A 19,660-nucleotide genomic window follows, 5' to 3' on the forward strand; every position below is an offset into this window, starting at 1 on the left:
ACCCGGACTCCACCACGTCGCAGGGGTCAGGAATGCCGCGCCGACGCCCCTCCGTCCGGCGAACCGGTGAGGTGGGTCAGGGCCGCGGCGTGGAAGTCGTCGACCAGCGGGTTGGGGTCGTCGACGCGGGTCGCGAGCACGACCTGGTACGGCTCCGCGCCCTCGATCGGGACGGTGGTGACGTCCTGGCGCAGGCTACCGCGCTGATCACCCGCGGGCACGACGCCGACGGCCTGGCCGCTCGCCACCAGTTCGAGCTTGTCCTGGAACCCCACGACGACCTCGCCCGCCCCGGCGTGCAGCCTGCTCGGGCTCCACTCGGCGGCCGTGCCGGAACAGGCCACGACCTCCTCGTCGGCGAAGTCGTCCGGCGTGATGGACTCCTTGCCCGCCAAGCGGTGCGAGGTCGGCACGAGCAGCACGCGCGGCTCGTCGTAGAGCACGGTCACCCGCAGCCCGTCGATCGCGAACGGCAGCGGCACCCGCGCGACCAGCGCGTCCACCCGGCGTTCCTGGAGCGCTCCGGCGTCGTGCCAGTCCAGGTGGCGCGTGCGGACCAGCGCGTCCGGGTGGCGGTGGCGCAGGTGCCGCACCGCGGGGGTGATGACGATGTCCTCGACGTACCCGATGCTGATCTCCCGCGCGCCCGCCGCGGCCCGTGCGGTGAGCACCGCCTGGTGCGCGGCCTGGAGCGCGGCCCGCGCCTGCGGGAGGAACGCCCGGCCCGCGTCGGTGAGGCGGGTGCCCTGCGGGGTCCGGTCGAACAGGCGGACGCCGACCTGGTCCTCCAGCCGCTGGATCTGCCTGCTGAGCGAGGGTTGGGCGACGTGCAGCACGGCCGCCGCCCGACCGAAGTTCAACTGCTCCGCCACGACCGTGAAGTAGCCGACCAGCCGCAGGTCGAGGTCCGACCCGCGCACGGGGCCCGTGGTGGGGAAGACGTCCGGCACACCACCGAGGCTACTCCCCCGGCCCGTCATGCGTCCGGTGCATGACGGGGTGCCGAACAGGTCTTGGACAGCCGCCGCCGACGGGTCCTCAATGGAATCACCGGCTCGGTGTCGGGCCGGAATCCGATTGGCACGAAAAGGGATCAGACATGAGCACGTACGACGGCAAGAACGTCGTGATCACGGGTGGCAGCAGCGGGCTCGGCTTCGCCACGGCCCGGCTGCTGGTCGCCGGAGGAGCGCGGGTGCTCATCACCGGCCGCGACCAGGCCGCGCTCGACGCGGCACGGGACCGGCTCGGCGGGGACGTGGTCACCGTGCGGAGCGACGCGGCCTCGCTGGCCGACGTGGACGCGCTGGCCGACCGGGTGAAGTCCGAGTTCGGCACGGTCGACGCCGTCTCGGTGAACGCGGGCATCTCCGGTTTCGCCCCGTTCGAGTCGACCACCGAGGAGTCCTACGACGAGATCCTCGCGGTGAACGCCAAGGGACCGTACTTCACCGTGCAGAAACTGGCCCCGCTGCTCGCCCCCGGCAGCGGCGTGGTGCTCACGACCTCCGTCGTGAACGTCATGGGCTTCCCGATGGTCAGCGCCTACGCGGCGAGCAAGGCGGCACTGCGCTCGATGGCCCGCAGCCTGGCCCGCGAACTGCTGCCCCGCGGTGTCCGCGTCAACGCCGTCAGCCCCGGCCCCATCGACACCGGCATCCTGGAGAAGTCGATGTCGCCCGAGGCCGCCGAGCAGACCAGGTCGCAGATGGCCGCGGACGTCCCCATGCTCCGCTTCGGCGACCCGACCGAGGTCGCCAAGGCGGTGCTGTTCCTCGCTTTCGACGCCACCTTCACCACCGGCGCCGAACTCGCCGTGGACGGCGGCGGCTCCCAACTCTGACCGCCGCGACGGGCAGCCGGTCCCAGCGCTGGAGCGCCACTCCCGGCTGCCCGCGGTGAACGGTTAACGCTCGTGCACCAAGCCGGTCAACTGCTCGATGACGTGCTCAGGTGAGTTCATCGTGCTGATCGCCTTAGCCGCGCTGGCGGCTGCCGTTCGGTGGCTGTCCGAGTTCATGATTCGACGTGCCGCTTCACCGGCGTCGGCCGGGTCGTCGATGACGATCGCGGCACCCTGCGCCGCGACTCGGGCGGCGTTCCACGGGTGGTCGGCGAGAAAAGGCCGGAGGACGAGCGGCAGGCCCGCCGTGAGTGACGCCAGGACCGTGCCGGTGCCACCGGCGGACACCACGAGGTCCACCTCGGGAAGCAGTTTCGCGAGTGTCACGAAGCCGAGGGCGTGCACGCCACCCGCACTGGACGCGGCAGGCAGGTCGGCCGTGTCCACGGTGGCGAGCACGTCGAACCCGGCGGCGTCCACGGCGGACACCATGCTCGCGAGCGCGTCCTGGTCCTCCACCGTCGTGCCCAGCGTGACCAACGCGCGCGGCCGGGACGATCGCTCGGGAATGGACACCGCCGTTCCTTCGCCGTGCTGGTTCAGCGTCGGCCGCAGGGAAATCCGGTCGGCGGCGTGGTGTTCATCCGGGCCGAGCAGGAAGTCGGGGTAGGCGTCGACCAGGGCGATGCGTGCCGACGGGCGCAGGGAGCGCGCTTCGAAGTTCTTCGCCGAACGATCGCGCAACATGGCCGTGAAGTCCGCAGGCAGCGGCGCGCCCACCCTGTGCTCGACCCACGGGATCTCCAGCATCGTCGCGACGAGCGGACCGAGGTAGTCCAACTCCTCGACCACCAGGAGGTCCGGGTCCAGTTTGGTCACCTGGTCCACGGTCTCCTCGACGGCCAGGTCGACCCGCACCCCGGCGAAGTACTCGATCGTGCCCGGACCGGGGTGCGCCGGGTGGGAACCCGTGCGGCGCAACGTTTCCTCGACGTTCGCGGCCACGCCGGGTCCTGCGGGCCAGACCGTGGCCGGAGCCAGCCGAGGCTCCATCTCCTCCGCTGTGACCACCACCGCTTCATGCCCGGCGGCGCGAGCGGCGTCGAGCAACGGCATCATCGGCAGCAGATGACCGGTCATCGGGTTCCCGGTAAACGCGATACGCATTGTTCCCCTTTGAAAGCTTCCCCTGAACTCGTCTCCCGACGTCACGCTAGCGAGCAGTGCTTGAAGGTTCAAGTGATCCGGTTCGCGCCGGCCAAGACACGCCACCGGCGATCAGCGCCTGACCGGACAGGTAGGTCAGCATCACCCAGAAACCCGGTGCGGGCGGGTTGTACCACTCGGCGAAGGCGTCCAGCGCGATCAGCCCGTCGGACACGAAGAACAGCGCGCCGCCGACCGCCACCAGCCGGTTGACGCCGGTCGCCAACACCGCCATCAGCGTCAGGCACAGGCCGTAGACGATCACCGGGACGAGCAGTCCGCCCGCACCCGGCGCGCACCCGGCCAGCAGTGCGCCGAACGCGAGCAGGTACCCGGCCAGCGCGGGCCGACGCAGCACCGAAAGCCGACGCCACGGCCAGAACGCCACCACGTAGACGACCTGGGCGCACAGGAACAACCCCACCATGGCCAGGAACCGGGCGTCACCCGACAACAGCCCCGGCACGCTGTCACCCAGCCAGGAGAAGACGAGCGCCACCAACACCAGGCGCACCAACCGTGCACGCGGCGCACCCGTGGTCGCGAACCAGACCACCGCGGCGAGCACCGGCATCAGCAGGCACTGGGTGATCGTGGCGACCACGCTCGCGCCGACGAGCTGGGCGACGAGGTGCCCGATCGAGAGCACCCCGAACAGCGCACCGGCGCACAACAGGACAGAGGACCTGGCCATGACGCTCCTCACTCGGTGGCTCGCGCGGGCCCTTCGCCGCCCGATCAGGTGACGAAGGGGGTAACCGCAGTCCCTCCCCGCTGCGGGCGTGCGCCGGCAGCGTGGAGGTATGAGCATGAACCTCACCCTGAACAACGGCGTCGAAATGCCCGCGCTCGGCTTCGGCGTGTTCCAGACCTCACCGGAGCAGACCACCGAGGCGGTCGAAGCCGCCGTTCGCACGGGTTACCGACACATCGACACCGCGGCCGCCTACGGCAACGAGCGCGAGGTGGGCGAGGCGATCCGCCGGTCCGGACTGGACCGGTCCGAGATCTTCGTCGAAACCAAGGTCTGGATCAGCGACTACGGCTACGACTCCACGCTGCACGCCTTCGACAAGAGCGCGGGCAAGCTCGGCGTCGACCGGATCGACCTGCTCATCCTGCACCAGCCCCTGCCCAGCCGGTTCGACCTCACGCTGGAGGCGTACCGCGCGTTGGAAACGCTGCTGGAGAACGGGAGCGTGCGCGCGATCGGGGTCAGCAACTTCATGCCCGACCACCTCGACGCCCTGCTCAAGACCGCGACGGTCGTGCCCGCGGTCAACCAGGTCGAGATGCACCCCTACTTCGCCCAGCCCGCCGTGATGGCGGCCAACGCCGCGCACGGCATCGTCTCCCAGGCGTGGTCACCGATCGGCGGGATCACCTTCTACCGCGACGGCGACGGCGGCAGCACCCTCGACGACCAGACCATCGCGGGCATCGCGCAGGCGCACGGCAGGACGCCCGCCCAGGTCATGCTGCGCTGGCACGTGCAGCAGGGCCGTTCGGCGATCCCGAAGTCGACCCGCCCGGAGCGGATCGCCGAGAACTTCGCCGTGGTCGACTTCACGCTCACCGACGCGGAACTCGCCGCGATCGACGGACTCGACCAGGGCGTGCGCCGCGGCCCCGAACCGGACGCGATCACCCTGGAGACCTTCGGCCGGGAGATCCCCGAGGCGTGAGCCTGCCCGACGTCACCGGCAGAGCGCGGCGTCGACGGGCTCGTCGAGGCAGATCTTCCCCTCTGCCACGAGTTACAGCACCACGGTGGCCACGAAGGTCTTGGTGTTGCTGGCGACGCGGACCTGGCCGTTGACCGGAACGGGCGACCTCGTCGCCAGGTCCCCGACTCCCGCGGTGTAGTCGCGGACACCCGACGGCGGGTGGGGCGATTCCTGGTGGGACGTGGTCAGGGTGGGAATCCCTTGCTGGAGGCCGATTTCCGACCCGACCAGCATCGTGGGACGGCGGGTTCGGAACGATCCCGCCGACCGGTCACCCGGCGTTGGAGCGCGCCCCATAACCCCGTGCGGCGGTGGCTGCTACGAGAACTGGGGTGCGACCGGCGCGGCGAGCTGGCCGCTGAGCAGCCTGTTGTCCACCTGGTCCAGTGCGAGTCGCAGCCCGCCCAGCGCTACGCCTTCGTCGCTGAGCGTGGAGGCACGCAGTTCCGGGACGCGCAGGCAGTGCTTGGCGAGTTCGCGGCGCAACGGGTCGAGGACCAGGTCGGCGGAACGGGAGAACCCGCCGCCGTAGACGACGATCTGCGGGTCGAGCGTGAGCACGAGGGCGGCGACGCCGATGGCGAGGTCGCGGATGTAGCGCTGGACGGCGGTCTTCGCCGCGCTGTCGCCGTCCCGCGCGGCCTGGAACACCCACGCGGCGGCCTCGCTGGGCTTGGCCCCCGACGGCACGCCGGGGCAGGTGGCGAGGTGCTCCGGGGCGTTGAGCCACCGCACGGCCTTGAGCGCGCCGATCTCCCCCGCCACGCCGCCGTAGCCGCGACGGAGGGTGCCGTCGATGATGAGGCCCGCCCCGGTGCGCAGACCGGCGAGCAGGTACACGATGTCGTCTGCGTCCTGGGCGACGCCCTTCCAGCGCTCGGCGACCGCGGCGAGCTTGCAGTCGTTCTCCACCTGGATCGGGCAGGTGAACCGGGCTCGCAGGTGGGCGACGGGATCGGCCTCGCGCCACCCCGGCAGCGAGGTGGCGATGCTGGTGCGCCCGCGCTCGTCGACCGGGCCGGTCACCCCGACGGTGACCGCCCAGACGTCGGCGGGAGCCATGCCCGCCTCGCGCAGCACGTCGTCGATGGTCTGGTCCACCGACGCGAGCCGCTCGTCGGGACTGGCACGCGGGTCGGCCGGGCGGCGCAGGGACTGGACCAGGTTCCCCTCCAGGTCGCACAGCATGACGAGGATCTTGTGCACGCCGATGTCGATGCCGAGCACGTGCCCGGCACCCGCGCGGAAGCGGTAGCGCCGAGCGGGCCGCCCCACCGTGCTGCTGGCCCCCGGTTCCTCGACCTCGGCCCAGCCGTCCGTCACCAGTTGCTGCACGAGCACGTCCGCCGCGGGCCGGGACAGGCCGGTCCGGCCCGCGATCTCGGTGACGGTCGAGGGCGCGTTGCCGCGCAGGGCCCACAGGACGGATAGCTGGTTCAGCTCCCGCATCCGGGACAGGTCTGTTCCGCTCATCGCCATGCGTACCCCTCTGTAAAGCGCGTAGCCACCACTGAATAATGCTATGCACTTTACTAAATCTGTGCACGGGCAGGGCTCACGTGAGCGGGTAGAGCTGCTCCGTGTCCTGGTCGACCGCAGGCGTGAAGTCGACCTCGCGCCCGTCGAGCGCGAACCGGTAGCGGCCCAGCTTGCGGACCTCGGGCCGGTGGCCGAGGTAGCGGACCATCTCGTCCAGCTCGTCGGGACGCAGCCAGCCGGGCGGATCGGAGACCGCGCGGAAGCCGCAGATGTCGGCCAGGTCCCGCAGCCAGCCCTGCTGTCGCTCGGTGAGCAGGTTGAGACGGCTGCGGAAGTACACGACGTCCGGGTCGACCTCCAGCAGGGGCGCGTGCCACAGGCGGTGCAGGGTGTTGACGACGGCGTTGCGGGCCAACGCGTCCGAGGGGTCCTGCGTGGCGTAGTGGTCCCACATCGGGGCGACGTCGGGACCGCTGCGCAGCCCGTCGACCAGTCCGAGCGAGGGCAGCAGCGGCGCCCCGCTGCCCAGCAGGTACACCTCGTCCCCGGCCGCCTCGCGGATGACGCGCAGGCCGGTCCGGTACGCCGCCTCGCGGTCCACGTCGACGGACCGGGAACCCGGCGTGGTGCCCGCCTGGAGGAAGTCGAGCTTCAGGTAGCCGAACCCCCACTCGCGGGTCACGCGGTGGACGGTCTCCCGCAGGTGGTCCTGCACCGACGGCAGGGTGAGGTCGAGCGCCCAGTAGCGGGTGCCCCAGTTGTGGCCCGCGGCGACCGGCGCCCCGCCCGCGTCGCGCAGCAGCAACTCGGGGCGCTCGCGGGCGGTCCGGGAATCGGGGTGGACGATGAAGGGCGCGAGCCACAGGCCGGGGCGCAGTCCCGCGTCCGTGATCCGATCGGCCAGCGCTCGCATCCCGGAGGGGAACTTGCGGTTGGCGTGCCAGTCCCCCACCCGCTCCTCCCAGCCGTCGTCGATCTGGGCCACGTCGAAGGGCAGGTCGCGCAGGGCGGTGATGTCCTTGGCGAGCTGGTCCTCGGTGATGTTCTCGTAGTAGGCGTACCAACTGCACCAGACGTTCCCCGCCCGCGTGGTGCTGCGCCCGAGGCGCGCGCCGAGCTGCTCCGCGTAGGCGGCGAAGACCTCGTCCTCGTCGCCGTAGGCGAGCAGCCACGGCGCCGCGCCCGTCTCGTACCAGCCGACGAGGGTGTCCCGGTCGGCGGCGAGCCGGGGTACGCCCAGGCCGAGCGCGCCGAGGAGCAGCACCCGCCCGTCCGGTCCCGCCAGGGCGGCGACGGCGGAGGAGTGGTGGCGGCCGGGGTCGTCCCACGTGGTGTCGTCGGCCGTGAGGCGGCGCTCCGCGTTGGCGATGCGCAGCGGGACGTCGGACAGGCGGCGCCACCCGCACGGGCTCCACGAGTTGTGCCCGTGCCGGTAGAAGAGGGCGTCCCCGAGTCCGTGCAGCAGTGCCACTCGCCCTGGAGGCAGCAGCAGCCCTCCGGCAACGGGCTCAGGAGTGCCGTCGCCCTCCAACTCGGCGGCGAACGTCCGGTCGCCGAGGGTCAGGAATCGCGCCATGGGTGTCCTCGGGTGCGGTGGGATGGCTCACTTGAAGAGCGCGTTGACCTTGTTGTTCGCCTCGGTCAACGCCGCGTCGGCCTTGGTGCTGCCGAGGATGACGGACTGGATCGTGTCCTGGACGACCGTGTTGATCTCGGTGCCGTGGTCGGTGACGGGCAGCAGGAACGGGTCCTTCTTCGCGGCGTCGATGAACGCGTGCACGTCCCGGCCCTCCGCCTTGTGCGCGTCGGCCGCCTTCTGCGTGGCGCCGGTGAGGGCGGGGAACACCACGGCACGCTGGGCGACGCGGTCCTGGCAGTCGGACGAGGCCAGGAACCTGACCCACTTCCAGGCCTCCTCCGGGTGCTCGCTGCCCGCCCAGATGGCGTCGGACAGCCCGTTGATGGGGCTCCGGCCACCCGCGGGCCCGGTGGGCAGGGGGATGAACCTGAGGTCCTGCTTCACCTTCGGGTCGGTGAGGGTGAGGACGGTCCACGAGCCGGTGATCAGCATCGCGCCCTTGCCCGCGATGAGCAGCTCGGAGTTGGCGACGGAGGACTGCTGGTCGTTGCGGGGCGCGTACCCCTTGTCGATCAGGCGCTTGAACCAGGAGATCGTCTCGGCGAGCTTGGGGTCGTCGTACCGGTACTTCGTGCCCCAGGGGTTCTTGTCGAGGTAGGTGAACCCGTTGGCGGCGGCGAGGACACCCCAGCCGTTCTGCCCGGAGGCTCCGTCGGCCCACTCCGGCAAGAACCCGTAGACCTGGACGTGGTCCTTGTCGAAGGCGGGGTCGAGACCGTTGCGCCCCTGCTCGTCCACGGTGGCCTTGGCGATCACCTGCTCGAACGTGCCGCCGTCGGTCGGGTTCCAGGTGAGGCTCTCCAGCCCCGCGGGGTCGACGCCCTGCTTGCCGAGCATCTCGGAGTTGACCACCACCGCCATCGTGTCCCAGTCCTTGGGCAGCCCGTAGCGCTTGCCGTCCTTCACCCACACCTCGGTGAGACCCGGCTGGTAGGCCGCCAGGTCCACCTTGTCGCGCTGGACGAGGGGTTCCACGTCGAGGAGCTGGTTCTTGGCGGCGAACTGCGGGTAGTACGTGTTCTGGTTGGTCCACACGTCGGGGGCGTCACCCGAGGCGAGCTGCGTGGTGAGGTTCTGCCAGTACTGGGCCCAGGCGGTCTGGGTGATCTCGATGGTGATGTCCGGGTTGGCCGAGTGGAACGCGTCGGCGCAGTCCTGGTAGGCGGGTAGCTGCCGGTCGTCCCACAGCCAGTAGTCCAGCGTCGTCGTGCCGTCGGCGCTGTCGTCGGAGCCCGCGCAGGCCGCGAGCGGGCCGGTGAGGGCCAGGCACAGCAGGAGGGCGCCTGCGCGCCGGTACGTGGATCGCATGGGGATGCCTCTCGAGTCGGACCGGCTCACTTGATGCCGGTGAAGTTGAGCGACTCGACCAGACGACGGCCGAGGAAGACCAGCAGCACGAGCACGGGCAGCACGGTCAGGGTGGAGCCGGCCATCAGCCCGGTCCAGTCGGGCTGGACGTTGGGGGCCTGCTGCTGGAAGATGCCGAGCGCGACGGTCAGCACCCTGGTCTCCTCCTCGCGGCCGGTCAGCAGCGGCCACAGGAAGTCCTTCCAGGACCACACCGCGGTGGTCAGCCCGATGGTGAGCAGGGGGCCGCGGCTCATCGGCAGCACGACGCGCCAGAACATCCCCCAGCCGCCCACACCGTCCAAGGTGGCCGCTTCCTCGATCTCGCGGGGGATCGACAGGAAGAACTGGCGCAGGAAGAACACCGCGAACGGGGTCATGAGCACGCTCGGCGCGACCATGCCCGCGAAGCTGTTCAGCCAGCCGAGGCTCTTCACCAGCACGAAGTTGGGCAGCAGGGTGAAGATCGGCGGCACCATGAGCGCGGCGATCAGCACGCCGAACACCAGGTCCCGGCCGGGGAAGCGGAGCCGGGCGAACGCGTAGCCCGCCATCGCGCAGCACTGGGTCTGGATGACGGTGATCAGTCCGCAGTAGACGAACGAGTTGAGCAGGTAGCGCAGGAAGTCGACCTTGGCACCGGAACCGCCCGCCGCCCTGGCCTCCTGCCTGCTGGTCAGCCCGAGCACCCGCAGGAAGTTGATCATCGTAGGGTGCTCCGGCAGCAGCCCCGTGGCGTCGGAGTACAGGTCGGCCGCGGGCGTGAGCGCGGTGCGGACCATCCAGTAGAACGGGAAGACCGTCGCCACCACCGCGACGACCAGCACCGCCCAGGCGGCGATCCGGCCCAGCGGGACGCGGGCGCGCGTCGTGGGCGCCTTCATGCCAGGTCCGATCGGGAAGCGCGCAGCAGCCGCATCTGCACGGCGGTCAGCACCCCGAGCAGCACGGCGAGGACCACCGCGATGGCCGAGGCGTAGCCCATGCGGAAGTTCGCGAAGGCCTGCTCGTAGATGTAGAAGTAGATGACCCTGGTGGCACCGACGGGCCCTCCCTTGGTGGTCACCGCGATGGTGTCGAAGATCTGGAACGAGCCGATCAGCGAGACCACCAGCACCAGCGCGAGGACCGGGCGCAGCAGCGGGAGCGTGATGCGGGTGAACATCCGCCACTCGCCCGCGCCGTCCAGCGAGGCGCTTTCGTACAGGTACCGGGGAACCTGCAGCATGCCCGCGTAGAGCAGCAGAGCCGTGTAACCGGTGTAGGCCCAGGTGTTGATGCCCGCGATGGTCGGCATCGCCCACGCCGGTGAGGTGAGGAAGCCGGTGGCGCCCAACCCCAGCGCGCCCAGGACGTGGTTGACGAAGCCGAGGTTGGCGTCCAGCATCCACATCCACAGCAGGCCGACGGTGACGTTGGGGACCAGCCAGGGCACCAGCAGCATCGCCCGCACCGCCACCGACTGGGTCAGGCGGTGCATCAGCACCGCCAGGCCGAGGGCCAGCACGGTCTGCACGGCGATGTTCAGCACGACGTAGTAGCCGGTGACCTTGAGCGCGTTCCAGAACTTGTCGTCCTCGACCAGCTCGCGGTAGTTCTCGACGCCGACGAGGTTCGGCGCGGCCAACATGCCGTAGTCGGTGAGCGAGTAGTAGATCCCCAGACCTGTCGGGTACACGTAGAACACCACGAAGCCCACCAGCACCGGGGCCAGGAACAGCCACGCCACTGCGCGGTCGTCGCGTCGCCGCGGCGCTGCGACGACCCTGTTGGCGCCCATGACCACGCCTCCGTATCGGGACCTCCGCGCCACACCTCTTGCCAGTGGGGCGCCGTTGCTACATATTGATGAGCAATAGCGAAACTTTGTCAATCCTGACGCATAACTATTTTCATCCAGCACCCCTCCTCACCCCTGCCGGAGGTCGCGCCATGTCCTCAGCCACGCCCGTTCGCCGGAAGTTGCTGGTCGCGCTGTGCGCCGCGGCCGTCGCCCTCCTGCCCTCGGCACCGCCAGGGCTCGCAGGCACGGCGGGCGTGTCCGCGCAGGGTGTCCCGGACCGCCCGGCGCCCGGCCCGACGCCGGATCCCAGCCTGCCCGCCCACGCACTGGCCACCGCCGCCGCGCCGCTGGACAACCCGCTCAAGGGGTTCGCCCGCTTCTACCAGCCGGGCACCGACCCGAACGCCGGCTACCCGCTCTCGTTGACGTGGGGCTACTTCGGCCTGTCCGAGGTCATGACGAACGCGACCACCTGCGCGAGCTACGACTGGACCGTCGTGGAGCGCACGCTCGACGCCATCGCGGCGGCGGGCAACCACGCGGCGATCCGCTTCTACCTGGAGTACCCCGGCGGCGGCACCGGCAGCCACCCCGGCAACGGCATCCCGCCGTGCTTCACCGGGCACGTCGCCATGCGGCACAACGCCTACTGGGACGTCACCAGCCCCGACTACGACAACCCCTACCTGGTCAACGGGCTCAAGGACTTCATCACCGCCTTCGCCGCGCGCTACGACGGCGACCCGCGGCTCGGCTACATCCACCTGGGCCTCATCGGCCTGTGGGGCGAGTGGCACACCTGGCCCTACGACACCGACACCTCGGGCGACACCTATCCCAACCTCATGCCCACCAACGCGAACGCGGCCGAGATCCTCAACGCCTACCACCGGGCGTTCACCAAGACCAGGCTCGAACTGCGCTACGCGGACCTGGCGGGCGGGGCCGCCGACGGCCTGTCGTCCATCGGCTACCACGACGACTCCTTCTGCTACCGCGAATCCGGCCAGGGCGTGACGCTGCCGATGTCACTGGGCGGCGCGCCCTGGGCCCAGTTGCAGAAGGCGCTGGAGCACGGCGTGGAGAACCGGTGGACCACCGCCTCGATGGGCGGCGAGGTCCGCCCCGAGATCCAGTCCACCGCGTTCGCCAACTGGCCGGGCGGTGCGGGCGCCGTCGACAACATGAAGGCGTGCATCGAACTCGAGCACACCACGTGGAAGATCAACGAACGCAGCCTGGACTACTCCCCCACCGACCCCAACGTGGCCGCCGCCGTCCGGTTGATGGGCTACGACCTCACCGTCCGCAACGCCTACTTCCACGACACCGCGCAGGGCACCACCAAGGTTGGCGTGCAGATCGCCAACACCGGCGTCGCCCCGTTCTACTACCCCTGGACCGTCAGCCTCGGCCTGAAGGACAGGGCGGGCACCGTGGTCAGGACGTGGGACACCTCCTGGGACCTGCGGCAGGTCCAGCCCACCCGCATCCGCGCGTTCCCCGACTGGCAGGTCGGCGCCGACCCCACCTACCGGGACTTCGGCCACCCCAGGTACTTCGACGCCCCCATCACCCTGTCCGGGCTGAACACCGGTGACTACCGGCTCGTGCTCAAGGTCAAGAACCCGCTGGAGACCGTCAACGCCAACGCCAAGAAGCTGCGCTTCGCCAACGCGGGCCAGCACGCCGACGGGTGGCTCGACCTCGGCGGGATGACCGTCGGCGCGGGACAAGCGGGCTACGAGGCCGAGGACCCCGGCAACACCAGGGCGGGAGGTGCCGTCACCAGCGCGTGCGGCGGGTGCTCCGGCGGGGCCAAGGTCGGCTACCTCGGCAACGGCGGCACGCTGACGTTCAACAACGTCGACGGCGGCGGTGGCGGGACGCGCACCGTGACGCTGCACTACGCCAGCCAGGAATCCCGCACCGGCACCGTCCAGGCCAACGGTCTGACCCCGCAGACCGTCCTGTTCCCGCCCACCGCGGACTGGGTCACGACGAGGACCACCACCGTCACGCTGCCCCTGCGCGCCGGGCGGGGGAACACCATCACCATCGCGAACCCCTCCGGCTGGGCACCGGACATCGACAAGATCACCGTGGGCTGACCACGGGCGGCCCGAGGTGCCCAGTGCCTCGGGCCGCCCTCCACACCACCACCGGCGCCGCGCGGAAGGCTTTCCATGACCACCAACACCCGCCGCGACCTCCGTCTCGGCGTCCTCGGCTACGGGCTCCGCGGTTCGATCGCCCGCACCGCCCACCGCCCCGGCGCGGGCAGCCGGGTCACCGCGCTCGCCGACCACGACCCGGCCGCGCGGGCGGCGGCGGACGAGGCCTTCCCCGGCGCGCTGGTCGTCGCCGACCACCGGGCGGTGATCGACTCACCGGACGTGGACGCGATCGTGGTCCTCACCCCCGACCACACCCACGCCGACCTCGCGGGCCAGGCCCTCGAGGCGGGCAAGCCCGTCTTCGTCGAGAAACCGCTGGACATCACGATCGAGCGCTGCGACGACCTGCTGCGCACCGCCTACGAGACGGGCAGCCGCCTCTACGTCGGGCACAACATGCGGCACATGCCGGTGGTCCGCCTGATGCGCGACATCATCACGCGCGGCGAGATCGGCCAGGTCAAAACGGTGTGGATACGGCACTTCGTCGGTTTCGGCGGTGACTGGTACTTCAAGGACTGGCACGCCGAACGCCGCCACACCACCGGACTGCTGCTCCAGAAGGCCAGCCACGACCTCGACGTCCTGCACTGGCTCGCGAACGGCTACACCCGGCAGGTGCAGGCCATCGGCGACCTGGTGGTGTACGGCGACAACCCGCACCGGCGCGCTCCCGGCGAACCCAAGCACGCCGACTGGCACACCGAGGACGGCAACTGGCCACCGCACACCCAACGCGGGCTGAACCCGGTCATCGACGTCGAGGACGTCTCACTGGTGAACCTGCGCCTGGACAACGGAGTCCTGGCCGCCTACCAGCAGTGCCACTTCACACCGGACTACTGGCGCAACTACACCGTCATCGGCGACGCTGGCCGCCTGGAGAACTTCGGCGACGGGCCGGGCGCGGTGGTGAAGGTCTGGAACTCCCGCCGCTCCACCTACCGCGACCAGGCCGACGCCGAGTACTCCGTACCGGACGACGAGGACGACGGCGAACACGCGGGCGCGGACCCGCTCCTCGTCGACGAGTTCCTGAGGTTCGTGCGGGACGGCGGCACCACCGACACCTCACCGGTCGCCGCCCGCATGGCCGTCGCGGCAGGCGTCCGCGCCACCGAATCCCTTCGCGCGGGCGGTGCCCCCCGCGAGGTACCGGACCTGGACCCGGAGTTGGTCTCGTACTTCGACAACGGGCAAGACCCGTCGACGCGGCCTCGCCGTGAGCACGTCGAGTGACCCGCCGTTTCGTGGCGTACCACCGATCCTCCGCCCAGAATCGTCGGTCCGCACCAAGCGGCGTCGCGACGCCGCTCGTATCGTGGCCTGGCACCCGTCCGCGCGCGGGCGGCCGTTCGACCGTGGCGAGGACAAGGGGCACAGCATGTGGTTGGCAGGCGCCACCGTCGTCGACGGGACCGGCCGTGATCCGGTCGCGAACCAGGCCGTGTTCGTCGAGGACGGGCGGATCGCCCGGATCGGCGGGACACCGCCCGCGGGTGCCGAGGTCGTCGACTGCGCGGGGATGACCCTCGTCCCCGGTCTGATCGACGCGCACGTGCACCTGGGGCTCTCCAGCGACATCGACGCGAGCATGTCGCAGCGGCTCTCGGTGGCGGAGTTGGCCGCCGACATGTTCGCCAACTGCCGACGAACGCTGGAGGCGGGTTTCACGACCGTGCGCGACGTGGGCGGCATCGACGCGGGGCTCGTCGACGTCGTCGCGAAGGGCAAGGTGCCCGGTCCGCGCATCCTGGCCAGCGGGCCGATCCTGTGCCAGACCGGTGGGCACGGCTACCTCGCCGCGGAGTGGGAGCCGACGCACGACTGGCCGCGGCACGACATCCCCGGACTGCGCTGCCTGTCACTGCTGAGCGACGGCCCCGACGAGATGCGCAAGAACGCCAGGGAGGCGTTCCGCCGCGGGGCCCGCTTCCTCAAGCTCTGCGTGACCGGCGGCGTCGTGTCCCACCACGACGAACTCACGGACACCCAGTTCACCGTCGAGGAGATCGCGGTCGCGGTGCAGGAGGCTCGCGCCCGAGGCACCTACGTCACGGTGCACGCCCACAACAACGAGGCGATCCGGAACGCCGTCAAGGCCGGTGTCCGCTGCGTCGAGCACGGCTCCATGATCGACGACGAGACCGCCGCCCTGATGGCCGAGCACGACGTCGCGCACGTCCCCACCCTCGCCGTCGTCCGCGCGCTGGTCGAGGACGCCACGAGGTCCGGTCTCCCCGCGACCATCGCCGATCGGGCCGTGAGCGTCGAGCAGGGGCAGATCGACGCCATCCACGCGTCCCGCCGCGCCGGGGTGCGCCTCGGGCTTGGCTCGGACCTGATCGGCCCCCACCAGGACCGGCGCGGCGACGAACTGGTGCGGCGCGCCGAGATCGAGTCGCCGATGGCCGCGCTGGTCTCCGCGACGCGGACCAACGCCGACCTCCTCGGCATCGCCGACGAGGTCGGCACCGTCGAACTCGGCAAACGTGCTGACCTGGTGGTGTTCCACGGCGATCCGCTCGACGACCCGGCGATCTTCGCCGACCCCGACCGGATCGGTCTCGTGGTGCGGGACGGACGGGTGGTCGAGCGGCGGGGGTGAGACGGCACCGCGCGTCGTCGGAACGGTCAGATGAGCCCTTCGCGCATGGCGTAGGCCACCGCGTGGGAGCGGTTGCGCAGGCAGAACCTGGTCGTCACCGCGTGGACGATGTTCTTCACGGTCCTCGACGAGTACGCCAGCTTCGTCGCGATCTCATCGGTGTCCAGGCCTTCCGCGATCAGCCGCAGGACCTGCGATTCGCGCGAGGTCAGCCCGGTGAACGTCGGCCGGTAGGGCGCGCCCGCGCCGACCTCGATGGTGGACACCTGCTGGAACAGCCGGTTGAGCATCGCGGCGGGGAGCGCGGCCTCGCCCTGGGTGGCGCGCACGACCATCCGCGCGAGCTTCACCGGGGTGGTCTCCCGCCTCTCCAGCACCCCGCAGACACCCAGCTTCACGGCGGAGCGCAGCTCGGCGTCGTCGAGCGACGAGGTGAGCAGGATGAAGTGCGTGCAGCCGGTCTTGCCCAGTTCGCGGGCGTGGTCGAGGACCTCGTCGGTGACCGAGTCGGCGGCCAGGACCACGACGGTGCCCCGGCCGACCGCCGAGCGCGGGACCACCTCGAGTTCGGGGGCCTGGCCGAGTTGGGCGATCACCCCGAACCGCGTCACCGAGTCGGTGGCCTCGACGTGCACTCTTACTCTCTCACCCACGGCCGTACCCCCAAGTGGCTCAACGTGTTCAGCGGCTCCACAAGGGTCCGACATCCCGGGCTGTTCGTCTGCTGGGGAAAACCCCAAGGTTGTCCCTATGGTTTCGCCACCCCGAGAGGTCATGGCACCGGGTCGGGTGGGCCGATCGGCGCAATCGCGGCCACCCTCCGCGCGTGCGCGTGGGCAGGCGCGCCCGACCCGCCCGGAGTCGCTAGGATGATGAAGAGTGAGCGGCTCAACGGTTTTCCCCACGTCGGCGTGCTGATCGAGCGGGGTGCGGGCGTCCGGTGACAGGGCTCGTGGAGCGGGACACCGAGTTGCACGCCCTCCGGGAGCTGGTACTCCGGGTGGAGGCGGGCCACGGTGGCCTGGCGATGGTGGAGGCGGGGGCGGGCCTCGGCAAAACGGTGCTGCTGCGCCACCTGCGCGGGCTCGCGGCGGACCACGGGTGCGTCGTGCTGTCGGCCCGCGGCGCCGAGCTGGAGCGGGACTTCGCGTTCGGCGTGGTGCGCCAACTGCTGGAACCCGTGCTGCCGCGCGATGATCTCCAACGGCAGCAGCTCTTCCGCGGCGCGGCCCGCGTCACCGAGGCCCTGTTCGGCTCAGGCGACGGGCAGGCCGCTCCGGGATCGCCGTTCCCCCTGCTGAACGGCCTGTACTGGCTGCTGGTCAACCTCGCCGAACGCGGACCGCTGGTCGTGCTGGTGGACGACGCCCAGTGGGCCGACCAGCCTTCCCTGCGGTTCCTGGGTTTCCTGGCTCGACGGCTCGACTCGATCGGGATCCTGGTGACCGTGACGATCCGGTCCGTCGACCACGGGGACGACGAACTGGTCGACGACCTCCTCGCCACCGACAACCGCACCCTGCTGCGCCCCAGGAACCTCAGCGCGCAGGGTGTCGCCGACCTGGTGCGGTCGCAGTTCGGGCCGGGCGCGCACGAGGAGTTCTGCGCCGCGTGCCACGCCGTCACCGGCGGGAACCCGCTGTTCGTCCGCGAACTGCTGCGCGTGCTGGTCTCCGACGGGGTGCGGCCGGACGCCGAGCACGCCGCCACCGTCACGGCCGCCGGGCCGGGAGCGGTCCACTGGTACGTCGCCGCCAGGTTGCGCCGCCAGTCGGCGGCCATGCGGTCCGTGGCGAGGGCGGTCGCGGTGCTGGGCAACGACTCCGACCTCCCGGTCGTCGCGGCGCAGGCCCAGTTGACGTGGGCGGAGGCGGCGGCCGCCGCGCGGCGGTTGACCGGTCAGGGCATCTTCGAGCGCGCCGACCCCCCGGCGTTCGTCCACGCGGTCGTGCGGGACGTGGCGCTGTCGCTGATCCCGGTGGAGGACCGCGCCGCCGAGCACGAGCGGGCCGCGACCGTGCTGCTCGGGGCGGACAAGCCGGTCGCGCAGGTCGCCTCGCACCTGTTGCGGACCGCCCCCGCCGGGATGCCCGACCGGATCGCGACGTTGGCCGCCGCGGCGGGCCAGGCCTTCCAGCACGGGTCTCCGGAGACCGCGGCGGTGTTCCTGGCCCGCGCCAGGACCGAACCGCCGCCGCCCGCGCTGCGGGCCGAGATCAGCAGGCGGCTGGGCAACTGCCAGGCGCACCACCTGGCCATCGACGACGCCGAGGCCCGCCTGCGGGAAGCGCTTGCCCTGGCGGACGCCGGGAGGCAGCGGGCGCTCTGCGCGTACAGCCTGGCCCGGTTCCTCAACGGCTGCGGCGACCCCCAGGAGGCGATCCCGCTGCTCTGCCAGGCGTTGGACGACCTGGAGGGCGTGGACGACCCCGCGCTGCTGCTGGAGGTCGAGGCCGAACTGGTGGGCATGGCGCGTGCCGATCTCGCGGGCCACACCCTGGTGCTGCGCCACCTCGACTCCTTCGACCGCAGGCCCGGCCGGTCGAGGGCGGTGCTCGACTCGCAGCGGGCGCTGGAGGCGGTGTTCACCGGGCGTCCGGCGGACGAGGCGATCCGGCTCGCGCGGTCGGCGCTCGCGGGCGACGCCCTCACCCCGGAGCGGTGCGGGCTGTGGTCCGCGGTGCACACCATGATCGTCGCCGACCAGCTCGACGAGGCGGAGCGGCGGACGCAGCGGGCGCTGGACACCGCGGTCGACCGCGGCCTGCTCTTCCCGATGGGCATCATCCGCTGCCACCTGGCCAGGATCGCCCTGCTCCGCGGCGATCTCGCCCAAGCGGCCGAGCACGTCGAACTCGGCACGGCGGCGGTCCCCCGACCGAACATCGGACTGCCCGCGCTCGATTCGACGGCGATCCACCTGCTCGTCGAACGGGGACGGCTCGCCGAAGCCGACGCCGTGCTCACCGACAGCGCGCTGGCGGGCGGCCGGCCCGCACGCTCGTCGGTGCACCTGTGGCTCCTGGAAGCGCGCATCCGCCTGCGCCTCGCCCAGGGCGACCACGCCGCCGCGCTGGCCGACTCCGTCGCGTGTGGACGGTTGCTGGAGAACTGGGGCGCGGGCGGGATCTGGGACGTGCCCTGGCGGCTGCTGGCCGCGCACGCCCACCGCCTCGCGGGCAACCACCAGGAGGGCTCCGCCCTGGCGCACGAGCAGCTCCGCCTGGCCCGCGACTTCGCCGTGCCCCGGCACATCGCGGTCGCGCTGCGCGCCACGGCCGAGTTCGCGGCACCGGCCGACCAGCGCAGGCAGTTGGCGGAAGCGGCCGACCTGCTGCGCGGCGGACCGGGCAGGTTGGAGCTCGTCCACGTCCTGGTGGACCTCGGCGCCGCGCAGCAACGGGACGGCGACCGCGAGCAGGCGCGGACGACGGTCCGGCGGGCGGCCGAACTGGCGGCGGAGTGCCACGCGGGTGAACTGGTCGAGCGGTTGCGCGCCGGGCAGGCGGCGGCGGGCGGCAGGCTGCCCCGGTTGCGCCTCACCGGCCTGCACGCCCTCACGCCGTCCGAACGCCGGGTGGCGAAGCTCGCGGCCGACGCGCTGACCAACCGCGAGATCGCCGAACGCCTCTTCGTCAGCGAGAAGACCGTCGAAGCACATCTCAGCAGCACGTTCCGCAAGCTCGGCGTCCGGTCCAGGACCCAACTCGTCACCCGGATGACCGCCATCCCGGCAGGCGGCTGACCACCGCGCGGTCACGCGGGCAGCGGTGATCGGTGCCCCAACGGGTAGTGGCATGCCTGTTTTCTTGCACCGCGGCCGGTGTGCTGGCGAAGGCGCGTCGAACAGC

The 19,660-nt window shown here is 71.3% G+C and carries 16 protein-coding genes; 6 read left to right on the forward strand and 10 right to left on the reverse strand.

What is annotated here, in order from left to right:
- Positions 1-26 precede the first annotated feature (26 nt).
- Complete coding sequence (locus NZH93_RS09510; protein WP_259622603.1) at positions 27-950, reverse strand: LysR family transcriptional regulator; 924 nt, start codon at positions 948-950, stop codon at positions 27-29.
- A 149-nt stretch (positions 951-1,099) separates the two neighbouring features.
- Here NZH93_RS09510 and NZH93_RS09515 point away from each other — a divergent pair, with 149 nt between their 5' ends.
- A complete protein-coding gene (locus NZH93_RS09515; RefSeq protein ID WP_259622604.1) occupies positions 1,100-1,843 on the forward strand; it encodes an SDR family oxidoreductase in 744 nt (247 codons plus the stop codon).
- 63 nt (positions 1,844-1,906) lie between these two features.
- Here the strand turns inward: NZH93_RS09515 and NZH93_RS09520 are convergent, their stop codons facing one another.
- On the reverse strand, positions 1,907-2,983 hold the full coding sequence (locus tag NZH93_RS09520; RefSeq protein WP_259622605.1) for a glycosyltransferase: 1,077 nt from the start codon (positions 2,981-2,983) through the stop codon (positions 1,907-1,909).
- A gap of 73 nt (positions 2,984-3,056) precedes the next feature.
- A complete protein-coding gene (locus tag NZH93_RS09525) occupies positions 3,057-3,743 on the reverse strand; it encodes a lysoplasmalogenase (RefSeq protein WP_259622606.1) in 687 nt (228 codons plus the stop codon).
- A gap of 109 nt (positions 3,744-3,852) precedes the next feature.
- Here NZH93_RS09525 and NZH93_RS09530 point away from each other — a divergent pair, with 109 nt between their 5' ends.
- Positions 3,853-4,734, forward strand: a complete 882-nt coding sequence (locus NZH93_RS09530) for an aldo/keto reductase (protein ID WP_259622607.1) — start codon at positions 3,853-3,855, stop codon at positions 4,732-4,734.
- A 72-nt stretch (positions 4,735-4,806) separates the two neighbouring features.
- Here the strand turns inward: NZH93_RS09530 and NZH93_RS09535 are convergent, their stop codons facing one another.
- The 6 genes from NZH93_RS09535 to NZH93_RS09560 form a co-directional block, all read right to left on the reverse strand.
- Positions 4,807-5,010 carry a beta-lactamase family protein gene (locus NZH93_RS09535; RefSeq protein ID WP_259622672.1) on the reverse strand — a complete coding sequence of 68 codons (204 nt, stop codon included), beginning with the start codon at positions 5,008-5,010 and terminating at the stop codon, positions 4,807-4,809.
- 84 nt (positions 5,011-5,094) lie between these two features.
- Positions 5,095-6,249 (reverse strand): ROK family transcriptional regulator, encoded by a 1,155-nt coding sequence (locus NZH93_RS09540; protein ID WP_259622608.1) that lies wholly within the window; start codon positions 6,247-6,249, stop codon positions 5,095-5,097.
- An 82-nt stretch (positions 6,250-6,331) separates the two neighbouring features.
- On the reverse strand, positions 6,332-7,831 hold the full coding sequence (locus NZH93_RS09545) for a glycoside hydrolase family 36 protein (protein ID WP_259622609.1): 1,500 nt from the start codon (positions 7,829-7,831) through the stop codon (positions 6,332-6,334).
- 27 nt (positions 7,832-7,858) lie between these two features.
- Positions 7,859-9,202, reverse strand: coding sequence for an ABC transporter substrate-binding protein (locus NZH93_RS09550; protein ID WP_259622610.1), 1,344 nt, complete (start codon positions 9,200-9,202; stop codon positions 7,859-7,861).
- 26 nt (positions 9,203-9,228) lie between these two features.
- A complete protein-coding gene (locus tag NZH93_RS09555; protein WP_259622611.1) occupies positions 9,229-10,125 on the reverse strand; it encodes a carbohydrate ABC transporter permease in 897 nt (298 codons plus the stop codon).
- Positions 10,122-11,021, reverse strand: a complete 900-nt coding sequence (locus NZH93_RS09560) for a carbohydrate ABC transporter permease (protein ID WP_259622612.1) — start codon at positions 11,019-11,021, stop codon at positions 10,122-10,124. Before NZH93_RS09560 ends, NZH93_RS09555 begins: the two co-directional genes overlap by 4 nt.
- Before the next feature lie 152 nt (positions 11,022-11,173).
- Between NZH93_RS09560 and NZH93_RS09565 the strand changes: the two genes are divergently transcribed.
- The 3 genes from NZH93_RS09565 (at position 11,174) to NZH93_RS09575 (ending at position 15,809) form a co-directional block, all read left to right on the forward strand.
- The gene (locus tag NZH93_RS09565; RefSeq protein ID WP_259622613.1) at positions 11,174-13,135 is read left to right on the forward strand and encodes a DUF4832 domain-containing protein; all 1,962 of its coding nucleotides are present in this window, start codon (positions 11,174-11,176) and stop codon (positions 13,133-13,135) included.
- A gap of 75 nt (positions 13,136-13,210) precedes the next feature.
- A complete protein-coding gene (locus NZH93_RS09570) occupies positions 13,211-14,440 on the forward strand; it encodes a Gfo/Idh/MocA family protein (protein ID WP_259622614.1) in 1,230 nt (409 codons plus the stop codon).
- A 145-nt stretch (positions 14,441-14,585) separates the two neighbouring features.
- Positions 14,586-15,809 (forward strand): metal-dependent hydrolase family protein, encoded by a 1,224-nt coding sequence (locus NZH93_RS09575; protein ID WP_259622615.1) that lies wholly within the window; start codon positions 14,586-14,588, stop codon positions 15,807-15,809.
- Positions 15,810-15,835: 26 nt separating this feature from the next.
- On the opposite strand, the gene NZH93_RS50595 is transcribed toward NZH93_RS09575, so the two are convergent.
- The gene (locus tag NZH93_RS50595) at positions 15,836-16,462 is read right to left on the reverse strand and encodes a helix-turn-helix transcriptional regulator (protein ID WP_259622616.1); all 627 of its coding nucleotides are present in this window, start codon (positions 16,460-16,462) and stop codon (positions 15,836-15,838) included.
- A gap of 287 nt (positions 16,463-16,749) precedes the next feature.
- Between NZH93_RS50595 and NZH93_RS50600 the strand changes: the two genes are divergently transcribed.
- On the forward strand, positions 16,750-19,554 hold the full coding sequence (locus NZH93_RS50600) for an ATP-binding protein (protein ID WP_259622617.1): 2,805 nt from the start codon (positions 16,750-16,752) through the stop codon (positions 19,552-19,554).
- Positions 19,555-19,660: the final 106 nt, after the last annotated feature.

The sequence above is a fragment of the Umezawaea endophytica genome (genome assembly GCF_025061645.1).
Lineage (GTDB): Bacteria > Actinomycetota > Actinomycetes > Mycobacteriales > Pseudonocardiaceae > Umezawaea > Umezawaea endophytica.